This is a genomic window from Shewanella sp. SG41-4 (assembly GCF_014164505.1).
Lineage (GTDB): Bacteria > Pseudomonadota > Gammaproteobacteria > Enterobacterales > Shewanellaceae > Shewanella.
In genome coordinates this window covers 1-10,540 of record NZ_JACJFI010000146.1, presented here as the reverse complement: position 1 = coordinate 10,540, position 10,540 = coordinate 1, and the positions used below count along the sequence as shown (strand labels likewise).

The 10,540-nt window shown below is 40.2% G+C and carries 11 protein-coding genes; 7 read left to right on the top strand and 4 right to left on the bottom strand.

Annotated elements, in window-relative coordinates; genetic code table 11:
- Positions 1-341: 341 nt before the first annotated feature.
- Both H5202_RS13590 and rmuC read right to left on the bottom strand, forming a co-directional pair.
- On the bottom strand, positions 342-2,270 hold the full coding sequence (locus H5202_RS13590; protein WP_182772541.1) for a transglycosylase SLT domain-containing protein: 1,929 nt from the start codon (positions 2,268-2,270) through the stop codon (positions 342-344).
- A gap of 152 nt (positions 2,271-2,422) precedes the next feature.
- Positions 2,423-3,919: a DNA recombination protein RmuC gene (rmuC, locus tag H5202_RS13585; RefSeq protein ID WP_182772540.1), complete on the bottom strand. Its 1,497-nt coding sequence runs from the start codon at positions 3,917-3,919 to the stop codon at positions 2,423-2,425.
- 309 nt (positions 3,920-4,228) lie between these two features.
- Between rmuC and msrP the strand changes: the two genes are divergently transcribed.
- Positions 4,229-5,266, top strand: coding sequence for a protein-methionine-sulfoxide reductase catalytic subunit MsrP (gene msrP / locus H5202_RS13580; protein WP_182772539.1), 1,038 nt, complete (start codon positions 4,229-4,231; stop codon positions 5,264-5,266).
- Complete coding sequence (gene msrQ / locus H5202_RS13575) at positions 5,266-5,871, top strand: protein-methionine-sulfoxide reductase heme-binding subunit MsrQ (RefSeq protein WP_182772538.1); 606 nt, start codon at positions 5,266-5,268, stop codon at positions 5,869-5,871. Before msrP ends, msrQ begins: the two co-directional genes overlap by 1 nt.
- Positions 5,872-5,883: 12 nt before the next feature.
- Here msrQ and H5202_RS13570 read toward each other — a convergent pair whose 3' ends face one another.
- Both H5202_RS13570 and H5202_RS13565 read right to left on the bottom strand, forming a co-directional pair.
- Positions 5,884-6,213 carry a hypothetical protein gene (locus H5202_RS13570; RefSeq protein WP_182772537.1) on the bottom strand — a complete coding sequence of 110 codons (330 nt, stop codon included), beginning with the start codon at positions 6,211-6,213 and terminating at the stop codon, positions 5,884-5,886.
- Positions 6,214-6,458: 245 nt separating this feature from the next.
- Entirely contained in the window at positions 6,459-6,635 is a 177-nt protein-coding gene (locus H5202_RS13565; RefSeq protein WP_182772536.1) for a DUF6435 family protein, read from the bottom strand.
- A 410-nt stretch (positions 6,636-7,045) separates the two neighbouring features.
- Between H5202_RS13565 and H5202_RS13560 the strand changes: the two genes are divergently transcribed.
- The 5 genes from H5202_RS13560 (at position 7,046) to H5202_RS13540 (ending at position 10,196) form a co-directional block, all read left to right on the top strand.
- On the top strand, positions 7,046-7,429 hold the full coding sequence (locus H5202_RS13560) for a BlaI/MecI/CopY family transcriptional regulator (RefSeq protein ID WP_182772535.1): 384 nt from the start codon (positions 7,046-7,048) through the stop codon (positions 7,427-7,429).
- Positions 7,430-7,496: 67 nt separating this feature from the next.
- A complete protein-coding gene (locus H5202_RS13555; RefSeq protein WP_336244801.1) occupies positions 7,497-8,411 on the top strand; it encodes a M56 family metallopeptidase in 915 nt (304 codons plus the stop codon).
- Between the two features lie 157 nt (positions 8,412-8,568).
- Complete coding sequence (locus H5202_RS13550) at positions 8,569-9,267, top strand: HupE/UreJ family protein (RefSeq protein ID WP_182772533.1); 699 nt, start codon at positions 8,569-8,571, stop codon at positions 9,265-9,267.
- Positions 9,268-9,280: 13 nt separating this feature from the next.
- Positions 9,281-9,802, top strand: a complete 522-nt coding sequence (locus H5202_RS13545) for a hypothetical protein (RefSeq protein WP_182772532.1) — start codon at positions 9,281-9,283, stop codon at positions 9,800-9,802.
- Positions 9,803-9,857: 55 nt separating this feature from the next.
- Positions 9,858-10,196 carry a DUF6488 family protein gene (locus H5202_RS13540; RefSeq protein ID WP_182772531.1) on the top strand — a complete coding sequence of 113 codons (339 nt, stop codon included), beginning with the start codon at positions 9,858-9,860 and terminating at the stop codon, positions 10,194-10,196.
- Positions 10,197-10,540 lie beyond the last annotated feature (344 nt).

Genomic DNA, 10,540 nt, shown 5'->3' with positions numbered 1-10,540 from the left:
GGTTTATCGCTATGGTTTATCGCTATGGTTTATCGCTATGGTTTATCAATATAGCTTATCGTTACTGTTTCTAGTGATGAATTATCACTACATTTGCTAATTATGGTTTATCGCCACAATTTAACGTTATCAGCACCCAATTGCCTACTGAATCAACCCGCAAGTCAGTTGCAATACTCTGCGAGTCTATAACATATTTAAAGCATACGTTATCTTGCTGGCCTGTGTGAAATAAAATACACCGCCACAGCGTGGCGGCTATTGTGAACAACAACTCACTAACGGCGAGCAATTAACAACGGCTACTAGAGCTAAAAACAGCTACTAACAATGAATCGCGATTAATAAAGGTAGCTGAGCTCTTTTGAACTAAACATACCTTCGCTTAACGATTTTTGTTGTTGAAATATCATTCGGTAACTTAGTACTGCTTGAACATATTCACGAGTTTCAGTGTAAGGAATCGTTTCAATAAAACTCATCACATCTAAGCTGCCATTAGACTGTCTTAACCAGCGTCTAACGCTACCAGGACCGGCATTATACGCTGCTGTTGCTAACACGCGGTTTTGACCAAACTGCTTCAGTAATTCACTGTAATAGGCGCTGCCTAACATAATGTTCACTTTCGGGTCGTACAGGTCTTTTACGTTATTAAAAGGTATTTTGTTCTTTTTGGCCGTTTCTTTGGCGGTAGCGGGCATTAATTGCATTAAACCTCTAGCCCCCACACCCGATGTGGCATACAGATAAAACGCACTTTCTCGACGAGAAATAGCGCGGATTTCATCTATGTTCACCGAAAACTTTTTACTGGCTTTGAGGAACTCATCGTTTGCTGCTTCAGGAAAACGCAGAGCAAGTGAATTCCATAATTGGCCTTGAATACTGGATTCAACACTAAACGCATGCCAGCCATTATTTAACGCAAATAGACCATATTGGGCGGTCATTTCACTGTTGTGGCGACGCATTAAATACAGCCATTCGTTACGAGCATCAATTTGCTTATCTAAGGCCATTAATTCAACTACGCGCGCCAAACCAGGATCTTGGTTTAACGTCGCTTGCAACTCAGGATTCGGGGTTAAATTGTCGTCGTTCATCGCCAGAGGTTTGCCTAGCGCTTCAGCCGCGTTAAAACCGTAAAAATTACGTTCACCACTTAAGGTCGACTGTAATTGAGTTGCGCGGTTTTTATCATGGCGCGAAGTCATCTTAGCTTGCCAATATTGCCAGCGAGAATCAGCTTTACCTTGATCGCTCAATAACGCTAAATACTTCTCTACCGTGCTGAGGTCTTGCTCCCGAATAGCCCAGCGCAGACGCATTTCGTATAAGTCATCAGATTTTAGTAATGGCAGCATGTTATCAATATGCGTCACCAGTTTGGCGTCTTGTTTAATCAACGCTCGACGGACTAAATAGCGGTTAAGTTGGCGCCCTTCAATATCGCTGAAGCGATTGTTTTTTTGATATTTAACATACAACTTAATCGCTTGATGTAAATCCTTTTGCGCCAGCTTACGTAATCCGGCGTCAACAATATCGCCCACGATGGGTTTAGAGCTGGAAAACCTGTTCATGTGACGCAAAATATTGGGATCGCGATACACCGACAATAGTAGTTTTGCTTCATTATCGTGTTGGGTGACTTTTTGCGATAAATAGCTCAGCAAGCTTGATTGTCCGGCATTGAAGCTTAGCAGCATTCTGGCCCAGATAAGTTCTTGGGTGCGATAGCCCGCTTTAGTCCATTTGTTTATCACCGCATCACATTCATTAGGGCGTGAATAGCCATGAACCCATAGGCGTTCTACACCTTTGTAAGCCATCTCTTTATTACCGGCATCAAGTTGTGCTTGATAGTAATAACACTGTAAACGGATATCATTAGGCGTGTCAGGTGAGATCACTAGAAAGTCTTGCCAACGTTGTTTTTTACCGGCATTGAGCAGGTAACGGTAACGCGCATTGTTATAAAGTGGCGTAGTATCGAATTGGTTAATAGCATTAAGTGCTTTGTCGCCAGGAGATTGAACTATGTTGTCGATTTTGGCGTGGTAATCAAGGTAAACCGTTAATGGGTAGTCGCCGAGTTTGTTGCGCAGGGTTTGATACTTGTCGAGTTGATTTTTATCCAGAGCCTGGCGAGCATCTAGATAACGTTGCTGTTGTGAAGTCAGCGCATTAGCTTGACCAATAAAGGCCAATGATGTGCTGAATAATAATGCGCCAGTAATTAAAGTGTTCGCCCAAGTGTTACGCATTTAAATGACTATCTCCGCCTCTGTATTTCATTTGCTATCAGTATGTATGCTAATTAATCGCTAATAAGTGTGCTGTTAATGAATCTATACGGCTTTGAGTGACTATTAGCCTTATTGCTTAAATAAAGATTAATCATCACTCATTTTATCGATTAACTATTACTGGCGTGCTTTTCGACTGACTCGTCAAGTGCACGGTTGAGCAATTGTTTATCTAACTGCTTGCTGGTGTCGACGCCTAATTGCTGCATGTAATGCGCTTGTCTAATGACATTACCTTTGCCAGAAGACAATTTTGCCATGGCACTTTGATAGCTTTTATCTGCTGTATCTAAGGCGCGACCGAGCTTTTCCATATCTTCAAGATAGCCGCATAATTTGTCGTAAATACGACTTGCTTGTTTGGCGATATTTTGCGCATTTTGATTTTGGTACTCATAACGCCATATATTATTGATAGTACGCAAAGCCACTAATAAATTGGTCGGACTCACCAGCATAATATTTTGCTCTAAAGCGAAATTAACCAAGCTTGGGTCATATTCAATGGCCAGTAAAAATGCCGGCTCAATGGGAATAAACATTAACACATAGTCCAAGCTCTTAAGGCCATGCAACTTATGATAATCTTTTTGACTAAGGCCTTTAATATGCTGCCTAATCGATAATGCATGTTCTTTTATGGCTTGGTCTCGAATGACTTTGTCTTCGCTATTAAAGTAGCGTTCATAGCTAACTAACGACATTTTTGCATCGATCACCACGTCTTTTTGCTCGGGTAAATGCACGATAACATCGGGCTTAAAACGCTTGCCATTATCGTCTTTTAAATCTTGTTGGGTTTGGTACTCATGGCCTTCGCGTAAACCACTTTCTTGTAGTACGCGCTCTAAAATGACTTCACCCCAATTACCTTGCTGCTTATTGTCACCTTTAAGCGCTTTGGTGAGGTTAATGGCGTCTTGGCTCATTTTTAAGTTGAGATCGCGCAAATTATCTAACTGATGTTTTAATGCGCTACGTTCAGATTGCTCATGTGTATACGACTCTTGAATTTGACGTCTGAAACCTTCTAATTGTTGTTTCAGTGGCCCGAGAACACCGTCAATTTGCGAGACATTTTGTTGTTTAAAGCTTTCACTGCGTTCTTCAAAAATCCGATTAGCCAGGTTTTCAAATTGCAGTTTAAGGCGTTCTTCAGCAGACTCGAGTAGCACGATTTTATCTTGTAATGACTTTTGCTCTGTTTCTGCTTTTACCAAAATGGTTTGTTGCACCGCGTTTGACTTGGCTAAGTTGAGCTGCGATTCCATTAAACGATGTTGGGTGTCGACCATTTGTTGCTCAACAAGGTTAACCCGATCGGCTTTAGTTTCTGCACTAGAAAGCTGGGCAATTAAATCTTCTATCTTACTTTGCAGATGATTGCTGTGATCGATTTTATCATCGAGATTATCTTGTAATCTCGACATTTCAATTTGAACTTCGTTGAGCTGTTGCAGTGTTTGTTGTTCGTGTTGAAGTTTAAGCTGCTCCCATCGTTTACGAGTTAATCGTTGATTGATTAGGGCGCCAATTAAAAAGGCAACAAACGCGACAGCAATCAAAGCTGCAATTTGAGGAGGAGTTAACGACACTGCAAAAGGCATAACAAAAACCGATAGAAAATAATGGTTAAGGGTCGCACGGCTAATAAGCAGCTGCAAGGGGTAAACTAAGGATTTAATGAAATATTGTTGTTAATGATTAAATTTAAATCTACTCGCAATATTGGTGCGTATAGACAACTATGATGACGTACTCAATGTGCTATTTTGCGAATAGATAAAGGTTAACGGTTTTTTAGTTGTTTTTAACCATTAGCTGAAATAAAAATAGCTTTTTACCTGTCTATTGAGAGACGTAAGGCAGATTATGGTAGCACTTGGCTGTCGACAAATATTTTAACGAGGTGATTTATGACCGGTAAAAAACGTTTTACTCAAGGCATACAAAAACGTGCTTCTTGGCAGCTTCCTGATAACCAAGTTACGCCTGAGTCGGTATTTAATGATCGCCGTAACATTATTAAAGCCTTGGGTTTAGGTGCATTGGGAGCGAGTTTACCTGGTCAGGTTCAAGCCGGTATTTTTGATTTATTTGGCGAGCAAAAAGCGCAAAATCCTTTTGTGACTCAAGGCTTACAATACGCCACACCTGCCAAGTTTGCGTTACCTAATCCGAAAACCCCTGAAGACAAAGTGACTCGTCACAATAATTTCTATGAGTTTGGTACCAGTAAATCGGACCCAGTTGATAATGCCCAAGGGTTTAAGGTTGATCCGTGGACGTTAACCATCGACGGTTTAGTCGATAAACCGATTACCTTAGATTTACATGAGCTGACGACGCGCTTTGCCCTTGAAGAACGCACTTATCGCTTACGCTGTGTTGAAGCTTGGTCGATGGTGGTTCCGTGGGTCGGTTTTTCGTTAGCCAGCTTACTTAAACAAGCCGGCGTGCAAAGTAATGCGACCCACATTGCCTTTGAAACCCTATTTGACCCAGACCAAATGCCGGGGCAAAAGAGCCGCTTAATGGGTGGTGGGATCCATTACCCGTATGTTGAGGGCTTAACGGTTGCCGAGGCCATGAATGACTTATCGTTTTTAGCCGTAGGCTTATACGGTAAAACCTTGCCGCCACAAAATGGTGCGCCAATCCGCTTAGTCGTGCCTTGGAAATATGGCTTTAAAAGTATTAAGTCTATTGTGCGTATTCGGGTGATGGATAAGCAGCCACCGACAAGCTGGAATCAATTGGCCTCAAGTGAGTATGGTTTTTACGCCAATGTAAACCCTGAAGTAGACCATCCTCGTTGGTCGCAAGCATCTGAGCGCAGTATTGGCGAAGGCGGTTTATTTTCTGCTAAACGTATTCCTACGCAAATGTTCAATGGTTATGGCGATTCAGTGGCCGATTTATACAAAAATATCGATTTGAGGAAGTTTTACTAATGCGGATAAGCCCTCGAGGTCTATTTTGGTTAAAGGTGTTGTTGCATATTAGTTTTTTATTGCCAGCCTTTTATCTCGTGGCGCTAGTGTTAACAGACAATGCCGGTGGCGATCCGGTGCAGTACATTATTCACTACACAGGCATGGGCGCGATTAACAGCTTATTAGCGACACTGCTTATTTCACCGATTGCCAAGCGCTTTAAAATAGCGGCGCTGATGCAAACTCGTCGTTTGGTGGGCTTGTATGTGTGCGCCTATGTGCTGTTGCACATAAGTGCATTTATAAGCTTAGATTTGCTATTTGCGTGGGGATTATTGTTTGAAGAGGTCATAAAGCGGCCTTATATTTTAGTTGGCGCAGCGACCTTGATTATCATTTTATTACTGGCGATAACCTCTCCGAACCGGATTAAACGCAGTATGGGTAAGCGCTGGCAATCATTGCATAATTGGATTTATCTGGCTGCAATATTGGCACCAATCCACTTTTATTGGTCGGTAAAGTCTGAAATTATTGAACCCAGTATTTATATTGCGTTATTTGCGGCGCTATTGTTTTACCGTAAAGATAGTATTTATAAATGGTTGAAGCCGAAAAAGTAACTCTCGCTATGACTAACGCCTCAATTTTTGATTAAGGCCGTTGGTTGAAAACGCCGCAAACAAAGTAAATATCATGACTGATATCATGATAATGGCTAATCTTAACCAAGGTTGTTCGAGTGCAATGCGCATATCAATGAAATTAAACGTGGTTACCGCCCACACAAATACCACACTGATCAGTAATCCCAGTTTGAGTAATGTACAAACAAATGAATGTCGAATGAACATCAACAATGGCAAACAAATGGCGATAATCGCCAATATATGCTGATCAAAACGTAAGAAATGTGCGCCCAATAATAGATAAGCCAAGCTGATAATGGTTACTCGCCACCACATACCCATTCTCCTCAATAACGTGCCATAACGAATGTCATCAGTAACGAGTCAATAACATCATTGCCAGTATCACTAGCGTATTAATTGACCTTGACCTACGTAGCATAACGTTAAATAAGGGGCGATTCTTGACGGTGGTTCACATATATCTTAATTACATTATCTTTGAATTATCAAGGCCTACCAAAAAGCTCTTCGTTACATGTTCTATGATCGCATTGTTTGCAATGGCTTAACTATAACGATTATTTACTTGCAGCTTCTAAAGCGGCAATTTTAGCCCAAACCTGTTCTGATTCAGCCGTGAGTAATGAATAAGTTTTAATATCGCCTTTACGCTGGGCTTGCATGGCTTGTTCGAGTATTAAGTCATAACTTTTACGTAATTTTTTGACTGGGTCTGGCTTTAAAAATGAAAACATTGTGTAACCCTTAGTGATGATTATTTGCATATGATACGAGTGCTGTGGGATTTTAGCCCAATATCATTCATGCTCTTTTACACCGAGTTCCTCGTGACGCAAATCTTATTACTGGGTATAAAGCGAGTTATTGTTCAAAGGATATTATGGTTGCCATTATGGTTATTGATACATTTTCGCCATAAAAACAAATCATTACCGTGCTGGTAATGAACGGCATCGAAAGATTAGTGCTGCTAAATTATCGTCAGAGTTGCTAACTCTTAGGTTAAAATAGAAATCGTTTCATTAATAAAATATTATTAATTATCAATGTTATAGATTATCTATCAATCACGCTTACAAAAACCTATTGCCGATAGGTTTTTAGTTTGACATACTATTGCATACGTTGTTAAGAGAACTATGTAATGCAATTAGGCGATCTAGAAAAGTTAGTGCTCCAATTCCTTTGGTCTGAAAAAGAAGCCGATGCGAAGCGTGTTCATATTGCCGTTGGGATGAGTCGTGGTAACTCGTTAAACACGATTCAAACTACATTAGATCGATTATTTAAGAAGAGTCTGTTAAGCCGAACTAAGCAGGGGCATGCACATTTGTATACCGCTATAGTCGATCGTGAATCGCTCATCGCCACGTTAATTACAGATGTTACAGCCGATTTTATCGAAGATGGCGAGCATAGTCTTATTGCTGCTTTTGCTTCCTCATCAGCCAATCTCGATGATGCTCAATTTGAAGCGTTGGAAAAACTTATCGAACAGCAACGCCAGTTACGTAGCAGGCAAACATAAGATGCTGGAGGGTAACGAGGCTATTTTGTTGAATTTAATGAGTGTTACAATAACGGCTTTCGTTATCGTGACGATATTAATATCTGCCATTATCCCGTTGATTAAAAATAACCTCAATTCATTTGGTTTTATTGCTCGAAAGCGAACGTTATGGCTATTAGCAACCGCGCCTTGGTGGATAGCTTTATGTTGCGTTGTCATATTTTTTCCACGTCAAGATACTAATAATTTAATCGCTTTGATGGAAAAAATTGCTCATTGGCACCATATTGATGTGTTCAAGTTAACAAGCTGGCATGGCTTAACGTTGGTTGTTGCAGCCCTCGTATTGGCTGTGATGGTTAACCTTGCGTTTGCTCAAATTCGTCGACATTCAATCGCGATGCACAACCTTTTTAAATTTTCAGATGTGCAACCTATAAGTTGTGATAATAATCAGACTATTTATTCTATTGCATTAAGCATCCCAGCAGCTTTTACAATCGGCTTGCTCAAGCCTAGGGTTTATCTTACCACTGGATTACTTCAACAGCTTGAACCATCGGCTTTGGATATCATTATCCAACATGAATTGGCGCATGTTCGTGCAAGAGATCCTCTATTTAAAAGTATTTACTCTTTTTTCTGTCTGCTTTATCCAAAGCCAATTCGCCGCATTTTACAACAGCATTTTACCTTGCTCACAGAACAACAAGCAGACTCCGTCGTAACGGGTTATCACGATAACCTTGATGTGGCACAAACATTAATTTCAGTAGCCAAGAAACAACGTCAGTTTCCTCAAAGTTGTGAGGGGAGTCTGGTTAGTCATTTTAGTCATGATCAAATTACTTTGAGGGTACAAAAGCTTCTATCACCACAGAGCCAAATATCCGAACTTACTCTGGTATTTACGGGACTGTGTTTTCTAACTGCAATGCTGTTTACGGTATTAATGGTAGATGGTCTCCATCATCTAATTGAGACTTATTTCATCCATTGAATCAGGACTATGAATGAATCAATTCGTTAGAACCGTAAAAGTAAAAAACCGATTACCCACTGATTTATTTGTTTTGCTTACCGCATTCCACTATATCGAATGTTACACCCCCATAAGGAAGCTATTTTGACTGAAACAGACACTTTGGAGTCATCCAATGCTAAGTAAATTATCAAGCTATTGCTTGTTCGCCATCCTCATTGGCTGTGCTTTTATCAGTATCGAAGTATTTGCACATGGGGTTGATGACAACACTCGAGCTTTTTTAGAACAAAATAGTGGCGTGCAGTTTGTACCTTTTCTCTACATTGGTGCTAAGCACATGATTACCGGCTATGACCACTTATTATTTTTGGTTGGTGTTATCTTTTTCTTATATAGAAGCCGGGATGTTTTCTTATATGTCACGATGTTCACTATTGGCCATAGCACTACCTTACTACTTGGTGTTTTAGGCGATATTCAAGTTAATGCCTACCTCGTTGATGCGATTATTGGTTTATCTGTCGTGTACAAAGGATTTGATAACTTAGGCGGCTTTAAGCGTTGCTTTAATTGGCAGCCTAATACCCAATGGGCAGTATTAATTTTTGGGTTGTTTCATGGTTTAGGTTTAGCGACTAAGTTGCAGGAGTTCAATTTACCAAAAGAAGGCCTTTTTACCAATCTAGTGGCCTTTAATATTGGTGTAGAACTGGGTCAATTTGCTGCGCTAGTGGTTATTTTGATTGTCATTAATGTATGGCGAAAATGGCCTTCATTTCAGCGTTTTTCTACGCTTACAAACACACTATTAATGAGCGCGGGTGTCATGTTGATTGTGTATCAACTGACTGGCTTCGTAATTAACAAATAAAAAAGAGATAAATATGCAACATACAGTCAGCAGCAGTACGTTAATTAAAGCCGCTCTATCGGCGATTGTCGTAGCAGGCATTGCTTTAGTTACGCTAATTTTACCCGCCGAATACAACATCGATCCGACTGGAATTGGACAAAAGATAGGTGTCACAGTATTAGCGCAAGCGGCAGAACCAGAAGTGCAACAAAGCGCTCCTGCCGAAGGCTCTAATGAGTTTCAAACGATAGAAGTGATGGTACCTGCAGGGCGTGGAATAGAATATAAATTCGACATGCAACAATTTGAAAAAATGACCTATGAATGGATAACAGATGGGACGGCTTTATTTGTTGACCTCCATGGTGAGCCAAAGGGAGATACCTCAGGATATTACGAAAGTTATGTCATCGCGACGTCGGCTGATATGAAAGGTAGTTTTACGGCACCTTTTGCTGGTTCCCACGGATGGTATTGGAAAAATAAGTCTAATCAACCGGTAGCAGTGCAGTTATTGGTAAAAGGACAATACAAAGTCATCGGTTTAAAATGATTGGTTTAAAATGATTGGTTTAAAATGATCGGTTTAAAATAATAAGGGGAAATTTATGAGAACATTACTTTTTACAATGGTGCTTTTGAGCTGTTTAATCAGCAGTTATTCGCTGGCACATTCAAGCCATGGCCATATGAATGATAATGCTGCCATCAGTGTTGTCATTAAGTCTGCAAAACAAATGACATTTAAGGACTTCGGCTATGCGGTTGGTCAGCTTCCGGTATCATGGAAAAATATTACCGTTGCAGATGTAACGGTCTTTAGCGTTACAGGAGGCGTTTATATTGTGAGTGCCACTAATGCAGAAGATAAAAAGACGTTATATTTTCAAATTGCTGACGATGGTGAAGTCATGGCAGTATCTGAAAGTAACACTTTTAAAGAATAGATAAATAGTTTTGGACACAAACTTCGTGTGTCCAAAACTAATGTTGATTCAAAAATAAAACAAGCACTATCTAAAGTATTTTTTTTACGCCCAAAATACTGATATATAACGATTTACTTGTTCTCTTATTAGCACTTCATTTGACGTTGTAACATCATATTCTACAATCTGAAGATTAGAATTCTCGGTTCATTTTTTCAAAACTCTTGGTCAGAACATCTATCGAATTTTGATCTAAATGACGAGTAATATCTTCCGTCAGTTGTATATGCATGCGATTGTGGTGTTTATGAAGCGCCATGCCTTCGCTTGTTAATCCTACTAATATTGAACGTCTATCATCT